Raw genomic sequence first — 14302 nt, 5'->3', positions numbered from 1 at the left:
CCAGCGCGTCCCGGAAGCTCATGCCAGACCTGCACGCGGAATAGCCGCAGGTGACCGAGACCTCGACCGGCGTTTCCGAGCCTGTCGTCACGGCCACCTTCGCGACTGCTGCCTCGGACCAGGTCCTTCGGGAAAAGCTTGCCCTCCAGCCTGACGAAGGCGCAAAACTCGTCGCCGCCAATTCTGGCGACCAGGTCGCAATTGCCCAGGGCGGCCACAAGCGCCTTCGATGTTTCGACGATCGCGTCGTCGCCCGCCAGATGACCGAAACTGTCATTGATGCGCTTCAGGTAGTCGAGGTCTACGAGCACGAATACGCCCTTGATGCCGTGCCGCATCGCCAACTCGAATTGCTCGATGAAGCTTGACCTGTTCAGAAGCCCGGTCAGGGGATCGGTATTGGCCCTTCTGGCCAGGTCGTTGGCCTGCCTGATCAGGGTCCGGTAGGAATTGTTCAGCCGCTCCATCTTCGTGAACAGCATCCCACCGAGCGGAATGGCGATGACGAACGGAAGGATAAACCTGACGATTATGGTGATCGTATCGGCTTTCGCGCCGACCGCCATCCTCATTCCGGTAGAGACGGAGATGGAGATCGATGCTGCGGCCAGCGAAATCAAGATCGTTCTCGTCACGACGTAACGGGATGGGAAATTCATTAGTCTGGCCGGTCGAAATATACGGGATTACGATGGAATAATTTTAGATTTCCTCGGCGCGAAACCGGTGAACTGCAAAACGTCATTTCCGAAAATTTCCGACAAACCGTCGCGTCCGTTCGGATTTTGTTTTAGAACAACAATCTTCTCGCAAGCCTTCTAGTTGTATCACGAGCAAGACACAACTGAGCCGTCGCCCGATGGTTAATCAAACGGAATGGGCGCTTGGCACCCCTCTTTCTCGCGCTTCCGCGTGCCTCCTCGTAGGCGTAGTAGTTATGCAGCACCGTTGGCGTTTTGCGATGCGCTGGGGATCGGATTGGCGACACGGGCGTTAGGCTTTGTCGCAACCCCTGTCCCGGACGCAGCCATGAACACCGCCAACCTGCAACTCGAAGGCCTCTATCTCGCGCTTGCCGCCATCAATGAGGCGCTGGTCGCCAAGGGCCTCCTGACAACCGAGGAAATCGGCCTCGCGCTCCGTCGCGCCGAGGCCATCGCCACCGGAGACGACCGCATCGTGGAGGATTTGTCGCCCGCCAACCGGGATGCCGTATGCTTCCCCATCCGGCTCCTGCAGCTGGCCAACAACCCGCGGGCGCAGCAAGACCTGCCCACTTTCTCGCAGCTCGCCAAGATGGTCGGCCAGACCAAGGAACCCTATAACGATCAGATGTAGCCGGGCCTCCGGCGCTCTTGCCGAGCGCGGCCGATGATGCTTTCTTGGCCCTGCGCCCGGGCACACGGCCGCGGGCGGCGAATGGGAGGGAAGGCATGGAGATTGCAGGACGTTTCGATCGCGGCGAACGGCAAGGCGCGTTCTGATTCCGGGCGATCATCCATGGCAGCTCCGCGTGGCATTCCCCTGAACACGACGCCTCCGGCGCCGGCAAAGCATCCTGGCGGCGCTCTGCCTCGCCCCTGCCGGGCGGCAGAGGGGCCCATGGCGCCCGGCCGCATCCTGTAGCCGCAGCATGCCCAGACGCATTTTCCCGGCCTTCCTCATGCTTGGCGCTGCATTGGCGCAGCCCGCCGTCGCGGACCCCGCGCCGAACCAGCTGGCCAATGGCACCTATCATTGCGAAGTCTATGCGCTGGGCGTGTTCATTCACCTTGGCGACATCGTCATTGAAGGCGACACCTATCGTGGCCCCTTTCACTTCGGGGCGCCGCCAGAACCCTACAAATACGAGTTGAGCCCGGAAGGCGAGGTCACCTGGCTCGGCCCGCTCGGCGGTTTCACCTCGGGCGGCAATTCGGTGGACATCACGCAGGTCACGAAAAACAGCAAGCAGGCCGCCTCCTTCGACATCATCATGCGCGAGGCGAGCGGCAACTATTCGGCCACCACCTGCGACAAGCAATAGCCGCAGGGCTTCCCCACCCTGTTTTTTCGGGTCATGTCGTGGGGCGGGTTCGGCCCGGCGTCAGGCAGCCGAGGGTCCGGGGTCGTCCGGGCCGCCATCGAAGGGCGACGGGCTTGCGCGTTTCGGGCTTGCGGGGACGTCGTCCGCGCTGTGGACCAGCCGCAGGAACGAGCCGCGTGATCGGGGCGTGCCCGTCTCGACCTCGACTGTCTTGCTTTCGGCCTCGCGCCTGGCCTGTTCGGGCTGGTAGACGACCTCGCGCACCGTGATGGTTTCCTGACCGCCGTCGGCACGAGGAATGGTCATGGACTGGCCCTCGGCAAGCCCGAGCAGCGCCAGGCCGCGCGGGCTGCCGATCGAAATCACCGCCCCCACCATTCCCCTCATGGCGTCGCTCGCCACGATCCGGGTCTCGGCGGGGCCGCCATCCACCGTATAGGTCACGCGGCTGCTCAAGGTGACGACCGCGGGCTCGACATCGTCGCGAAACACCACCCTTGCCGCATCGATCTTGCGCCTGAGAATCTCCCGCATCGGATCGTCGTGCCCCGGGTGGCGCTCCAGCATCGCCTCCAGCAGGGTGTAGTCCTTGGTCGTCAGCTGACAATCATCCGTGTTCGACATGGCAGGCCCCCGCCGGACCGTTTTCGGGGCGGCCTCGGCATCAAGCGTTGATCTTGCATGCGGAAGTTCTCCCCTGAGCCGGACCTTGCGATGACGCCGCCGGCGCAGGGGCTAGACTCCTGCGATGAGATTGCCTGTGCTGTTCATCACCCGGCTCCGAACGAATGGTCCGCCTTGCCCTCAGTTTCCGCCGGAAGTGGCGGTCGCCGGCGCGGCCGCGCCTGCGTGATGCACCTCGAGCACTTCGAGCTGATGCGTGCGGCCGTCGCGCGCGGTCCACATGATCGCCTGGCCCTTGGTCAGGCCGATCAGCGCCGTGCCGATGGGCGTGAAGATCGAAATCTTGCCCTGCGCGATATCCGCATCGCCCGGGAACACCAGCGTCACGGTCTTGGCCTCGCCGGTGTCCGGCTTGAAGGTGACGGTGGAACCCATCTGGACCACGTCTTCGGAGATCGAGCCGTCGGCCACTACCCGGGCCCGGTCGAGCTCCAGGAACAGCTCTTCGGCCATTTCGGGATTGCGGCTTTCCATGGCGGAAGCGAAAGCCAGCAGCTTGGCGTGGTCCGTGGCGCCGATCTTGATGGCCGGCTTGCGCTTGGCCTTGGTCTTTTCTTGCATTTTACACCCATGCTTGTGACCGCCCACGGAGCCCCTCAGAGGCTGCGACATGCGGCTGCCGGTTTGGCGATAGTTGATTTGTTGGAGCGCCGCTTGCAGAAAAACCCTGCAAAATTGCCATATACCCCGCGGCTCGGGGGCGCATGGCTGCCGAGCCGGGGGCTAGAGTCCCGCGATGGGGCAAACCCGCGGAAACAGAGTGGTTCGGACTTCAACGACGATAGACATGAATTGATAGTCTCGAAACTTCACCGGAAAGTCAAGCAAAGGGCTCACCAGCGTTCCGGAAAGCAGAAATGCCCCGCCGCGGCGGCCAAGCCAAGAGCCCTTGTCCTTGCGCCCGCAATCGCTGGAATTGCAAAGTAGATCTCGCCCGGACTCTGCCCGACGCCCATTCAGCAGATTTTAATTTCGCGCCCGTACCCTTCCTGCGGCCCACGAGATTGCAAGCACTTGCGGCAATGCCAGCCGCGCAGTCGAGCTGGCCACATGCGGGGGGACTTCAGATTAAGACCAGGGCTGCGAAAATCCCATGAACGCGCGCGGGACACACGCCAGACCCCGCCTGCTCGGGCTCGTGTGGCCTTTCATCGCTGTCGTCCTTGCGCAAGCCCTGCTGGCCAGCCTCAGCCTCTCCACGCTGTCGGCGGTTCGCGCCTATGTCGGCGGCGAAAGCCTGTGGTCCAAGGGGCAGAAGGACGCCATCTACTTTCTCGACCAGTATGCCGCCACGGGCGACGAGGAGTACTACCAGCGCTACCGCCAGGCCATCGCCACGCCACTTGCCGACGGCAGGGCACGGCTTGCATTGGAAGGGCCGGCGCCCGCGCTGGAAGACGCGAGAACCGGGCTGCTGCAGGGCGGCAATCATCCCAGGGACATTGCGGGGCTCGTCTGGCTCTACCGCAATCTCGGCGGCTTCACCCCGCTCGAGGCATCGCTGCGGCACTGGACGGCGGCCGACTCGCAGCTTGCGGAACTTGCCCGCTATGCGCAGGCCATGCGCATGGAAGTCCTCGCCGGGCCGGTCAGCCCCGGGCGCATCGCCGGCTGGCGCACCGAAATCATGCGCTACAACGAGCGCATCACGCCGCACGCCATCGCCTTTTCATCGAGCCTCGGCAACGCGTCGCGCGTCATCAAGAACCTGCTGACCGCGATCAACCTGGCCGCGTCCGCAGCCTTGATCGGCCTGGCCATCTGGCGCACGCGAAAGCTGCTGCTGCAGCGCCATGCCTTTGAAGACGCGCTGAATGCGGAGCGCGAGCGCGCGCAGGTCACGCTCGCCTCCATCGGCCAGCCGGTCATCACCGCCGACCTAGACGGCAAGGTGGACTATATGAACGCAGCGGCCGAGCAGATGCTGCGGCGAAAGCTCGATGCCGCGCGCGGCCAGCCGCTGAAGCAGCTTTTCAGCCTCGTCGACGACAAGACGGACGCCGAGTGTGCAGATCTCGTCGGCAAGGTTCTGGAAACCGGCGACGGCGGCGTCGATCTGCACGCGCAGCGCCTCGTCCGCGCCGACGAGTTTTCCGTGCCTGTCTCCCTGGTCGGCGCGCCGCTGCCGCAGGAAGGCAAGCCCGCCGGCATCGTGCTGGTGGTCCACGACAAGACCCAGGAACAGGCCTATATCGAGCGCCTGTCCTGGCAGGCCTCGCACGATGCGCTGACACGGCTTGCCAACAGGCGCGAGTTCGAGCGCCGCATCGAGCTCGCCCTGGAAAGGCTGGCCACCGGCCATAGCGCCCAGTGCGCGCTGATGTTCCTCGACCTCGACCAGTTCAAGATCGTCAACGACACTTGCGGCCATGCCGCCGGAGACCAGTTGCTGTGCCAGGTCGCGTCCCTGCTGCAGAACGAGCTGCGCGCCGACGATCTGCTGGCGCGGCTGGGCGGCGACGAGTTCGGCATCCTGCTCCCCGAGGCTGTTCCTGAAGACGCCGCGCGCGTGGCCGAGCGCCTGCGCAAGAGCATTTGCGACCTGCGCTTCGTGTGGAACGCGCGTGCCTTCAATATCAGCGTCAGCATCGGCCTGGTTCATGTCGACCAGAAGCAGACCACCTTGCAGGAACTGCTGAGCGCCGCCGACATGGCCTGCTACATGGCCAAGGAAAAGGGCCGCGATCGGGTCCAGATCCATTCCCCTACCGATGCGGAACTGCAGGAACGCTTCGGCGACATGGCCTGGGTGCAGCGCATTCGAGACGCGCTGGAAGGCGACCGCTTTTCGCTCTATGCCCAGGAAATCATGCCGCTTTCAGGCGGGGAAGCCGCCGGCATGCATGTCGAGCTGCTGTTGAGGCTGCGAGACGAAGACGGAAGCATCATCCCGCCCGGAAGCTTCATGCCGGCTGCCGAACGATACGGGCTGATGCCGCAGATCGATCGCTGGGTGGTGCGCAACGCCTTCGCCACCCTGGCCGAACGCCTGGCTCGGCCGCGCGGCACGCCCATCGGCTCCTGCGCCATCAACCTGTCGGGCGCGACCCTGGGCGACGACACCTTCCTCGCATATGTGCGCGGGCAGTTCGAGCGCTTCGCCATCCCGCCATCGCTGGTCTGCTTCGAGATCACCGAAAGCAGCGCCATCGCCAACCTGCCCCAGGCCGTGCGCTTCATCACCGAGCTGCGCGGCCTTGGCTGCCGCTTCGCCCTCGACGATTTCGGCGTCGGCATGTCCTCTTTCGGCTATCTGAAGCACTTGCCGGTGGACTTCCTCAAGATCGACGGCGGCTTCGTGAAGGACATGCTGGAAGACAGCACCGACCGCGCCATGGTGGAAATGATCCACCACATCGGCAAGATCATGGGCAAGCACGTCATCGCCGAATTCGTGGAAAGCGAGGCCATATTGCAGGACCTGCGCTCGATCGGCATCGATTATGCGCAAGGCTACGCCGTTTCCATGCCGCAACCCTTCGACGGTCGCGAGGCCAGCCCCGACGATGCGGTTGAAGCGAAGAGCCTTCGCAAGCTGGCGGGATGATCGTCTCCGGCTCGCGCTTGGCTGCCCGCCGGGCTCAGCGCTCGAAAAGGATGGTTGGCGAACCCTTGTAGGTGGTGCGCGTCACTTCGCGATAGCCGCATTTCTCGGCCACGCGGATCGAGCCGCCATTGCCGGGGTCGATGATGCACACCGTCCGCGCCCCGCGGAAATGCCGGTCGCCCCACTCGTGCATCGCGCCCACGATCTCGCTCGCCAGCCCCTTGCCATGCGCAGATGGCACCAGCACCCAGCCGGCCTCCGGCACGCCGGCGATGGAGGGCTCGATGTCGCGTTTCAGGTCGTGGAACCCGGCCTCCCCCAGAAACTCCCCCGTCGCCTTGTCCTCGATAGCCCACAGGCCGAAGCCGAGCACCTGCCAGTGGCCGACATAGCGCAGCAGCCGAACCCACGCCTCCTCCCCCGTCATCGGCCGGCCGCCGATGAAGCGGGTGACCACCGGGTCCGCCCACATCGCCGCATAGGCCTCGAAATCCGACTGCCTGTGGCCGCGCAGTATGGTGCGCGGCGTCTCTACGACCGAGATTTCGGAAGGGTCGGAATTCATCATGAAGCGCTCGCCGTGCAGAAATGTGCTGCCATCGGGATGGCGGCAGTTCCAACCTGTGTCAATCTCGTCGCCGCAGCAGGGTATCCGTGGGGATTTTGCGCCGCAACCGGGCGCTGTCAGGAGAGTTCCGCGGCGTGAGGCCGACGCTTGACCGCGGCGCGAAACTCCGCCCATCTACCGGCGCGTTTAGTTTCGCCGGTCCGATACGCAAGGAATCACCATGGAAACCGCCGACCTGCTGCTTGCCATCTTCCACCACATACTGGTCTTTGCCCTGGCCGCAGTCATCGCCGCCGAGGTGGTGCTGATCCGCAACGAGATGACGCACAGGACAATCGGCAGGCTGGCCGGCATCGACCGGGCCTACGGCCTCGTTGCGCTGTTCGTCATCATCGTCGGCGTCGCCCGCGTGTTCTACGGCCTGAAGGGCTGGGAATTCTACGTCTATAGCTGGACCTTCTGGGCCAAGATGGCGGCCTTTGCCGCCGTCGGCCTGCTGTCGATCCTGCCCACCATGCGCTTCCTGTCATGGAAGAAGCAGGTGGTGGCCGACCCCGCCTTCGCGGTGCCCGCGGCCCAACTCGCCTCGGTGCGCGGCTCTCTGCGCGCCCAGATGATGATCTTCATGCTGATCCCGATCTTCGCGGCGGCGATGGCGCGCGGCTACGGCCTGTTCGGCTACTGACCGGGGTCTTCCAGCGGCGCGACCGGCACCAGCGGCGCGGGTATGCTGGTGGTCTTTTCCTTCGCCTTGCAGATGTCGGCTATGACGCAGTTCGGGCAATCGGGCTTGCGCGCCTTGCACACATAGCGCCCGTGCAGGATCAGCCAGTGATGGGCATGGCGCATATATTCGTCCGGTATGATGCGGACGAGCCCCGCCTCCACCTGCTCCGGCGTCTTGCCGGGCGCGAGGCCCAGCCGGTTGCCGATGCGCAATATATGCGTATCGACCGCCATGGTGTGGTGGCCGAAGGCCATGTTGAGCACCACGTTTGCCGTCTTGCGGCCCACCCCCGGCAGCTTCACCAGCGCATCGAGGTCGTCCGGCACCTCGCCGCCATGGTCGCGGATGAGCGCCTCCGACAGCGCCACCACGTTCCTGGCCTTGGCGCGCCACAGCCCGATGGTGCGGATGTATTCGCCTACCTTCTCCTCGCCGAGCGCCAGCATCTTCTGCGGCGTATCGGCGATCGCAAACAGCGGCCGCGTCGCCTTGTTCACCCCGGCGTCGGTGGCCTGCGCCGACAGCACCACCGCCACCAGCAGGGTGAAGGCGTTGATATGCTCCAACTCGCCCTTCGGCTCCGGCCGCTGCACGGCGAAGCGGCGGAAGATTTCGTGCACCTCGGCAGGCGTGTAGAGCGATTTCGGCCGGCGCGCGCGCGGCTTGGCGCTCTTCTTCGCGACATTGGCGGTTGCGGCTCGCGGCTTTTTGGTTAGCTGCTGATCTTTGGGCTTGGGACTGTCCATGGCTTTCCTATAAACTGCGGGCATGAGCGAGACAAACGCTGCCTATGCGGCCGACGAGCCATTCTTCCACGCCCTGCTGACGCCGCACCGGTCGCTGGGTCGAACCGGCTTCCTGCTGCTGATGGGCACGATGACATTCGGCTGGCTCGTCACCGGCGCGTTCTTCCTCTACAACGGCGCCTGGCCAGTCTTCGGCTTCTTCGGGCTCGACGTGATCGGGCTCTACATCGCCTTTCGCCTGAACTACCGCGCCGCCCGCGCCCGCGAGGAGGTCATCGTCTCGCGCACCAGCCTGGAAATCTGCAAGATTTCACCGTCTGGCCGTGCGGAAGACCATCGCTTCAACCCGTTCTGGGCCCGCTTCGCGGTCAAGCGCATGCCGGAGATCGGCATCACCAGCATGGCGGTGGAGGGTCGCGGGCAAAGCGTGCCGATCGGCAGCTTCCTCAACCCCGACGACCGCGAAAGCTTCGCCAAGGCGTTTTCGCTTGCGCTGGCCACCGCGCGGGGGCGCTGACAAGGTTCTGGTCGCCGGCATCTCGGCAAGTTTCGGGTGGCTATGGCTGCGTGCCCGCACGATAATCGCGGTCAAGGAGACAAGCCATGAACGCACCCACCGCGATCCTGCGCGAGGAAATCACGCCGCAAGGCTGCGACTACGAGATTGTCCGCCGCGTCATCGAAAAGATCAGCCTGGACTATCGCGACCAGCCTTCGCTCGAAACGCTTGCGGCCGAAGTGGGCGAAACGCCGACGGCCTTGCAAAAACTGTTCACCCGCTGGGCCGGCCTCTCGCCCAAGGGGTTTCTGCAGGCTGTGACGCTGGACCACGCAAGGCGGCTGCTCGATTCGGGGCTACCGCTGCTCGAAACCGCCTTCGAGGTCGGCATGTCCGGCCCCGGCCGTCTGCACGACCTCTTCATCACCCATGAGGCGATGTCGCCCGGCGACTACAAGAGCCGCGGCGCGGGCCTGACCATCCGCTACGGCTACCATCTCTCGCCCTTCGGCGTGGCGCTGATCATGGTCACCGACCGCGGGCTCGCCGGCCTCTCCTTCAACGACGCCGGCCGCGAGCGCGAAGCCTTCGAGGACATGGCCGGCCGCTGGCCGAACGCGACCTATGTGGAAGACATGGCCGCCACCGCGCCCTATGCCGCGCGCATCTTCGACCCGGCGCGCTGGCGCGCTGAAGATCCGCTGCGCATTGTCATGATAGGCACCGATTTCCAGATCAGCGTCTGGGATGCGCTGCTCAAGATCCCGATGGGCAAGGCGGTGAGCTATTCGGCCATCGCCGCCGGCATCGGTGCGCCCAAGGCCAGCCGGGCGGTCGGGGCTGCCGTTGGCGCCAACCCCATCTCCTTCGTGGTGCCCTGCCACCGCGCCGTCGGCAAGTCGGGCGCGCTCACCGGCTATCACTGGGGCCTGACGCGCAAGCGCGCCATTCTCGGCTGGGAGGCCGGGCAGCTCAGCAAAAACGGCTGAAACCGGCTTCCGGCATATTTCAATATCGGCTCAAACCGAATAGCTTCCCGCCGATTTGGAGCGCCGCCGATGAACGGCCTGGCGCGCCGAAGCCTTCAAATCCGCGCACTCGGCCGTGCCCTCCCCGCACGGGCTCATGCGCCAGCGGGAGACTTTCCTTGATCACCGTCATCGGCTCCATCAATCTCGACCTGATCGTCACCGTCGAACGGCTTCCCGCGCCCGGCGAGACGGTTCCGGGCAGCACCTTCAAGACGGCGCCGGGCGGCAAGGGCGCCAACCAGGCGCTGGCGGCCGCACGCGCCGGCGCTTCGGTGCGCATGGTCGGCGCCGTCGGCAAGGATGCCTTCGCGGGCGAGGCGCTGGCGCTGCTGAAGGACGGCAAGGTCGACCTCTCCGCCGTGGCCGAAGCCGCCACCGCCACCGGAACCGCACACATCCTCGTAGGCGCCGACGGCGAGAACGTGATTGCCGTTGTGCCGGGCGCCAACGAAACCGTGCTGCCCGGTGGCGTGGCCAAGGCAGCGCTCGGCCAGGGCGACATCGTGCTCCTGCAGCACGAGATCCCGCTCGCCACCGTGGAAGCAGCACTCGATGCCGCGGCGGCGGCCGGCAGCGTTTCCATCCTCAACACCGCGCCCTTCCGGGCCGATGCCGCGGGGCTGCTGGCAAAGGCGAACTATGTCGTCGCCAACGAGACCGAATTCGACCTCTATTGCGAGGCGCTTGCGCTCGAGGGCGCCGACCGCCCTGCCCGCATGAAGGCCTTTGCAGTGGCCACCGGCCGCACCATCATCGTCACGCTGGGCGGCGAAGGCGTGCTTGCCGCCACGCCGGAAGCGTTCCTCAGCGTACCGGCGCTGAAGATCACGCCGCTCGACACGGTCGGCGCCGGCGACACCTTCTGCGGCTATCTGGCCGCGGGCCTTGCCGAGCGCCTGCCGCTTGGCGATGCACTGCGGCGCGCTGCCGTTGCCGGCTCGCTCGCCTGCCTCAAGCCGGGCGCGCAGCCAGCCATCCCGCTTGCAGGCGAGGTCGACGAGGCCATCGCCACCGCCATGGCGAGCTGACCCCATGGCCGCGCCCAATCGCCCCGCCACAAAGCTCGACGTGCCGCCGGCAGGCGAAATCTGCCGCATGCCGGCGGTCGAACTGGTGAAGAAGATCAAGGCGCGGCAGCTCTCCGCGCGCGAGGTGGCCACTGCCTTCCTCGACCGCATCGATGCCGTCAACCCGAAGGTCAACGCCATCGTGTCGCTCCGCGACCGCGCCGAGATCCTTGCCGAAGCCGATGCCGCGGACAGTGCGCTGGCCAACGGCGCCAAGCCCGGCCCGCTCCACGGCCTGCCCATTGCGATCAAGGATTTGGCGCTGACCAAGGGCCTGAAGACCACATTCGGCTCGCCGATTTTTGCGGATTTCGTGCCCGACGAGGACGATTTCTTCGTTGTGCGCATGCGCGCGGCCGGCGCCATCTTCATCGGCAAGACCAACACGCCGGAATTCGGCCTCGGCTCGAACACCTATAACAACGTCTTCGGCGCGACGCTCAACGCCTTCGACCCGGCTCTCACCGCGGGCGGCTCCAGCGGCGGCGCTGCCGTCGCGCTGGCGCTCGACATGGTTCCGGTGGCCGACGGCAGCGATTTCGGCGGCTCGCTGCGCAACCCGGCCGCCTTCAACAATGTCTTCGGCCTGCGCCCCTCGCAGGGGCTGGTGCCGGCCGGGCCGATGAACGAGGTGTTCCATTCGCAGATGGGCATCGAGGGGCCGATGGGCCGCAACGTGCGCGACATGGCGCTGCTGCTCGACGTCCAGGCCGGCCACGATGCGCGCGCACCGCTATCGCTTGACGGCGAGACCGCCTATCTCGATCGCCTCGAGGCTGCGTCCGCGGGCGGTCGCATCGCCTGGTTTGGCGACCTCGGCGGGCATCTGCCGGTGGAGACCGGCATTCTTGAGCTTTGCGAGGCCGGCTTGCGGCGCTTTGCCGAAATCGGCTTTGCCGCCGAGCCGCTCGTGCCGGAATTTGATTTCGAGGCTCTGTGGCGCGCCTTCGTCACGCTGCGCCAGGCCACCAGCGGCTGCGAGTTGAAGGCGCATTTCGACAATCCCGCCCGGCGCGACCTCCTGAAGCCCGAGGCGATCTGGGAGATCGAGGGCGCGATGCGCCTCACGGCCGTGCAGGTGCACGCCGCCTCGACAGTGCGTTCAAAGTGGCACGCGACGCTGCTAAAACTTTTCGAGCGCTTCGACCTGCTGGCGCTCCCCACCGCGCAGGTGTTTCCCTTCCCGGTCGGCACGCACTGGCCGAAGCAAGTCGCCGGCCGCGCGATGGATAGCTATCACCGCTGGATGGAAGTCTCGGCCTACGCCACGCTGGCCGGCTGCCCGTCCGTCAACGTGCCGGTCGGCTTCGACCCACAAGGCCTGCCCATGGGCATGCAAATCATCGGCCGCCCGCGCGGCGACTTGGCCGTATTGCAGGCTGCCGCGGCCTATGAGACGGTGCTGCCATGGGCTGCGGGGGCGTAGCGGCAACCGGAGCGAGGGTCGAACATGCGACAGCCCCTTCCCCTCGAGGGGAAGGGAAAGCGCCGCGCCAAGTCGCTGCTACAGCCGCGCCAGCCTTTCAGCCAGCAGGTTGAAGAAGCCCTCATGGTCGATGTCGCGCATGACCATGGCGTTCTTCTCGCGCGTGGTCACGCCCCACCAGTCGATCACGGTCATGCCCATGGTGAGTTCCGAGCCGATCTCGATCTCGACATTGCAGTTGCGGCCCTTGAACAGCTCGGGCTTGATCAGATAGGCGATAACGCAGGGGTCGTGCAGCGGGCCGCCGTCGGTGCCGTATTTTTCCTCATCGAAGCGCTCGAAGAAGTCGAGCAGCTCGGCGGTGGCGGTGCCGACCCTGGTGCCCATGGCGCGGAATTTTTCGACGCGCTTGGCGGTGGTCAGCGCCTTGTGGGTGACGTCCAGCGGCATCATCACGATCGGCACGCCGGAGCGGAACACCACATGGGCCGCCTGCGGGTCGACATAGATGTTGAACTCGGCTGCCGGCGTGGTGTTACCACCCTCGAAGAAGCCGCCCCCCATAAGCACGATCTGCTTGATGCGCGAGGCGATCCTGGGCTCGCGCACCAGCGCCAGCGCAACATTGGTAAGGGGCCCGAGCGGGCACAGTGTGACCGTGCCGGGCTCTTCGCGCATCAGCGTCTCGACGATGAAGTCGACCGCATGCTGCTCCTGCAGCTTCATCGTCGGCTCCGGCAGGTCGGGGCCATCGAGCCCGGTTCTGCCATGCACGTGCTCGGCCGTCACCAGCGGCCGCACCATGGGGCGGATGGCGCCGGCATAGACCTCGGTGTCGGTCTTTCCGGCCAGCTCGCAAATCTTCAGCGCGTTCTTGGTGGTCAAGTGCAGGGGAACGTTTCCGGCAACGGCCGTGATGCCCAGAACCTCCAGTTCCGGGCTCGCCAGTGCCAGCAGGATCGCGACGGCATCGTCCTGCCCCGGATCGGTGTCGATGATGATCTTTTGCGTGACCGCCATTCCGTTTTCCTTCATGTGATTTGCATGTGATTGGCACAGGCTTGAACTTATTTGCCGTGCGGACCATATCAGGTTCAACGGGAAAGATGCCAATAGGGTTTTTCCCAGTGAGGTCGCTCTTAGAGGACGAACATGAGCCGCATGACGCCTTTCTCGAGCCCGCTACTGCTCGGGTTCGACACGATGGAAAAGACGCTGGAGCGCTTGGCCAAGACGGGCGACAGCTATCCGCCCTACAACATCGAACGCATCCGGCAGTCTGAAGGCAATGGCGAGATGCTGCGCATCACGCTGGCGGTGGCCGGTTTCTGCGACGCAGATCTGGAAGTCACCACCGAGGAAAACCAGCTCGTGGTGCGCGGCAGGCAAAACGACGAGACCGAACGCGAATTCCTGCATCGCGGCATTGCAGCACGGCAGTTCCAGCGAACCTTCGTGCTGGCCGACGGGATGCGGGTGATCGGGGCCGAACTGAAAAACGGCCTTCTGTCGATCGATCTCGAACGCCCCGAGCCAGAACGGCTCGTACGCAAAATCAACATTTCGGTGAAAGACTGAAGCTGTCGCCGGAAAGCAGCTCTACCGCGGGTCCGGTCGCAAGACGCCCCGCAAGAAGGAGGCTAACCATGACCTATCAAGATTCAATGCACACGCTGACCCAGACCGAACTCGCGCATCTTGGACAAGGCTCGGTCGCGTATCTCCGCAAGATCGATAGCGACGAGTTGAAGGGCAAGTTTCCGGGTCTCCAGGAAATCGCCTCGGGCATGGAAATCTGGGCGCTGTTTGCCGCCAACGGACAGCCGATCCTGCTATCGGACGCTCGCGACACGGCCATTGCCGGCGCGCTTGAAAATCATCTCACCCCGGTTGCGATCAACTGAGCATCAGTCTCGAAACAACCAATCGGAAAAACGAAGGGCGGCCCGAAGGCCGCCCGACGCGTTAGAATCTTTCCCGA

Annotated in this window: 16 protein-coding genes and 1 pseudogene; 11 read left to right on the top strand and 6 right to left on the bottom strand. The window is 65.0% G+C overall.

The features are described 5' to 3' along the window. Nucleotides 1-212: 212 nt before the first annotated feature. A pseudogene (locus tag ABLE86_RS15710) lies at nucleotides 213-467 on the bottom strand (diguanylate cyclase); the annotation flags it as partial. A gap of 34 nt (nucleotides 468-501) precedes the next feature. Here ABLE86_RS15710 and ABLE86_RS15705 point away from each other — a divergent pair. The 3 genes from ABLE86_RS15705 to ABLE86_RS15695 all read left to right on the top strand — a co-directional run bounded on the left by ABLE86_RS15705 (nucleotide 502) and on the right by ABLE86_RS15695 (nucleotide 2026). Then, entirely contained in the window at nucleotides 502-642 is a 141-nt protein-coding gene (locus tag ABLE86_RS15705; RefSeq protein ID WP_348779888.1) for a hypothetical protein, read from the top strand. A 387-nt stretch (nucleotides 643-1029) separates the two neighbouring features. Continuing rightward, nucleotides 1030-1338, top strand: a complete 309-nt coding sequence (locus tag ABLE86_RS15700) for a hypothetical protein (RefSeq protein WP_348779887.1) — start codon at nucleotides 1030-1032, stop codon at nucleotides 1336-1338. 295 nt (nucleotides 1339-1633) lie between these two features. Further along, nucleotides 1634-2026 carry a hypothetical protein gene (locus ABLE86_RS15695; RefSeq protein WP_348779886.1) on the top strand — a complete coding sequence of 131 codons (393 nt, stop codon included), beginning with the start codon at nucleotides 1634-1636 and terminating at the stop codon, nucleotides 2024-2026. A gap of 60 nt (nucleotides 2027-2086) precedes the next feature. Here ABLE86_RS15695 and ABLE86_RS15690 read toward each other — a convergent pair whose 3' ends face one another. Both ABLE86_RS15690 and rnk read right to left on the bottom strand, forming a co-directional pair. Beyond that, entirely contained in the window at nucleotides 2087-2650 is a 564-nt protein-coding gene (locus tag ABLE86_RS15690) for a GreA/GreB family elongation factor (protein ID WP_348779885.1), read from the bottom strand. A 180-nt stretch (nucleotides 2651-2830) separates the two neighbouring features. Next, complete coding sequence (gene rnk, locus ABLE86_RS15685) at nucleotides 2831-3271, bottom strand: nucleoside diphosphate kinase regulator (protein WP_348779884.1); 441 nt, start codon at nucleotides 3269-3271, stop codon at nucleotides 2831-2833. 532 nt (nucleotides 3272-3803) lie between these two features. Between rnk and ABLE86_RS15680 the strand changes: the two genes are divergently transcribed. Continuing rightward, nucleotides 3804-6257 carry an EAL domain-containing protein gene (locus ABLE86_RS15680; RefSeq protein ID WP_348779883.1) on the top strand — a complete coding sequence of 818 codons (2454 nt, stop codon included), beginning with the start codon at nucleotides 3804-3806 and terminating at the stop codon, nucleotides 6255-6257. Nucleotides 6258-6291: 34 nt separating this feature from the next. Here ABLE86_RS15680 and ABLE86_RS15675 read toward each other — a convergent pair whose 3' ends face one another. Continuing rightward, entirely contained in the window at nucleotides 6292-6825 is a 534-nt protein-coding gene (locus ABLE86_RS15675; RefSeq protein WP_348779882.1) for a GNAT family N-acetyltransferase, read from the bottom strand. 220 nt (nucleotides 6826-7045) lie between these two features. Here ABLE86_RS15675 and ABLE86_RS15670 point away from each other — a divergent pair, with 220 nt between their 5' ends. Next, nucleotides 7046-7510, top strand: coding sequence for a DUF2214 family protein (locus ABLE86_RS15670; protein WP_348779881.1), 465 nt, complete (start codon nucleotides 7046-7048; stop codon nucleotides 7508-7510). Here the strand turns inward: ABLE86_RS15670 and nth are convergent. After that, nucleotides 7504-8298, bottom strand: a complete 795-nt coding sequence (nth, locus tag ABLE86_RS15665) for an endonuclease III (RefSeq protein WP_348779880.1) — start codon at nucleotides 8296-8298, stop codon at nucleotides 7504-7506. The genes ABLE86_RS15670 and nth overlap by 7 nt on opposite strands. 22 nt (nucleotides 8299-8320) lie before the next feature. Here nth and ABLE86_RS15660 point away from each other — a divergent pair, with 22 nt between their 5' ends. The 4 genes from ABLE86_RS15660 to ABLE86_RS15645 all read left to right on the top strand — a co-directional run bounded on the left by ABLE86_RS15660 (nucleotide 8321) and on the right by ABLE86_RS15645 (nucleotide 12321). Continuing rightward, nucleotides 8321-8815, top strand: a complete 495-nt coding sequence (locus ABLE86_RS15660) for a DUF2244 domain-containing protein (RefSeq protein ID WP_348779879.1) — start codon at nucleotides 8321-8323, stop codon at nucleotides 8813-8815. 86 nt (nucleotides 8816-8901) lie between these two features. Next, complete coding sequence (locus ABLE86_RS15655; protein ID WP_348779878.1) at nucleotides 8902-9786, top strand: bifunctional helix-turn-helix domain-containing protein/methylated-DNA--[protein]-cysteine S-methyltransferase; 885 nt, start codon at nucleotides 8902-8904, stop codon at nucleotides 9784-9786. A gap of 158 nt (nucleotides 9787-9944) precedes the next feature. Beyond that, on the top strand, nucleotides 9945-10856 hold the full coding sequence (locus tag ABLE86_RS15650; protein ID WP_348779877.1) for a ribokinase: 912 nt from the start codon (nucleotides 9945-9947) through the stop codon (nucleotides 10854-10856). Nucleotides 10857-10860: 4 nt separating this feature from the next. After that, on the top strand, nucleotides 10861-12321 hold the full coding sequence (locus tag ABLE86_RS15645; RefSeq protein ID WP_348779876.1) for an amidase: 1461 nt from the start codon (nucleotides 10861-10863) through the stop codon (nucleotides 12319-12321). Between the two features lie 78 nt (nucleotides 12322-12399). On the opposite strand, the gene ABLE86_RS15640 is transcribed toward ABLE86_RS15645, so the two are convergent. Continuing rightward, nucleotides 12400-13341, bottom strand: a complete 942-nt coding sequence (locus ABLE86_RS15640; protein ID WP_348779875.1) for a nucleoside hydrolase — start codon at nucleotides 13339-13341, stop codon at nucleotides 12400-12402. 132 nt (nucleotides 13342-13473) lie between these two features. On the opposite strand from ABLE86_RS15640, the gene ABLE86_RS15635 reads away from it, so the two are divergent. Beyond that, nucleotides 13474-13899 (top strand): Hsp20 family protein, encoded by a 426-nt coding sequence (locus tag ABLE86_RS15635; RefSeq protein WP_348779874.1) that lies wholly within the window; start codon nucleotides 13474-13476, stop codon nucleotides 13897-13899. 68 nt (nucleotides 13900-13967) lie between these two features. Continuing rightward, on the top strand, nucleotides 13968-14225 hold the full coding sequence (locus ABLE86_RS15630) for a DUF1150 family protein (protein ID WP_348779873.1): 258 nt from the start codon (nucleotides 13968-13970) through the stop codon (nucleotides 14223-14225). Nucleotides 14226-14302 lie beyond the last annotated feature (77 nt).

Origin of the sequence: Mesorhizobium sp. KR2-14 (genome assembly GCF_040049255.1) — a bacterium.
In the GTDB taxonomy this organism is placed as follows: domain Bacteria; phylum Pseudomonadota; class Alphaproteobacteria; order Rhizobiales; family Rhizobiaceae; genus Pseudaminobacter.
This window is presented reverse-complemented; position numbering and strand designations above follow the sequence as displayed.

Excerpts from the sequence above, each read along its gene's own strand:
- ABLE86_RS15640 (WP_348779875.1), bottom strand. The coding sequence starts at position 13,341 with ATGGCGGTCACGCAAAAGATCATCATCGACACCGATCCGGGGCAGGAC.
- ABLE86_RS15695 (WP_348779886.1), top strand. The coding sequence starts at position 1,634 with ATGCCCAGACGCATTTTCCCGGCCTTCCTCATGCTTGGCGCTGCATTG.
- ABLE86_RS15690 (WP_348779885.1), bottom strand. The coding sequence starts at position 2,650 with ATGTCGAACACGGATGATTGTCAGCTGACGACCAAGGACTACACCCTG.
- ABLE86_RS15655 (WP_348779878.1), top strand. The coding sequence starts at position 8,902 with ATGAACGCACCCACCGCGATCCTGCGCGAGGAAATCACGCCGCAAGGC.
- rnk (WP_348779884.1), bottom strand. The coding sequence starts at position 3,271 with ATGCAAGAAAAGACCAAGGCCAAGCGCAAGCCGGCCATCAAGATCGGC.
- ABLE86_RS15660 (WP_348779879.1), top strand. The coding sequence starts at position 8,321 with ATGAGCGAGACAAACGCTGCCTATGCGGCCGACGAGCCATTCTTCCAC.
- ABLE86_RS15680 (WP_348779883.1), top strand. The coding sequence starts at position 3,804 with ATGAACGCGCGCGGGACACACGCCAGACCCCGCCTGCTCGGGCTCGTG.
- ABLE86_RS15675 (WP_348779882.1), bottom strand. The coding sequence starts at position 6,825 with ATGATGAATTCCGACCCTTCCGAAATCTCGGTCGTAGAGACGCCGCGC.
- ABLE86_RS15645 (WP_348779876.1), top strand. The coding sequence starts at position 10,861 with ATGGCCGCGCCCAATCGCCCCGCCACAAAGCTCGACGTGCCGCCGGCA.
- ABLE86_RS15670 (WP_348779881.1), top strand. The coding sequence starts at position 7,046 with ATGGAAACCGCCGACCTGCTGCTTGCCATCTTCCACCACATACTGGTC.
- ABLE86_RS15630 (WP_348779873.1), top strand. The coding sequence starts at position 13,968 with ATGACCTATCAAGATTCAATGCACACGCTGACCCAGACCGAACTCGCG.
- ABLE86_RS15705 (WP_348779888.1), top strand. The coding sequence starts at position 502 with ATGACGAACGGAAGGATAAACCTGACGATTATGGTGATCGTATCGGCT.
- ABLE86_RS15635 (WP_348779874.1), top strand. The coding sequence starts at position 13,474 with ATGAGCCGCATGACGCCTTTCTCGAGCCCGCTACTGCTCGGGTTCGAC.
- nth (WP_348779880.1), bottom strand. The coding sequence starts at position 8,298 with ATGGACAGTCCCAAGCCCAAAGATCAGCAGCTAACCAAAAAGCCGCGA.
- ABLE86_RS15700 (WP_348779887.1), top strand. The coding sequence starts at position 1,030 with ATGAACACCGCCAACCTGCAACTCGAAGGCCTCTATCTCGCGCTTGCC.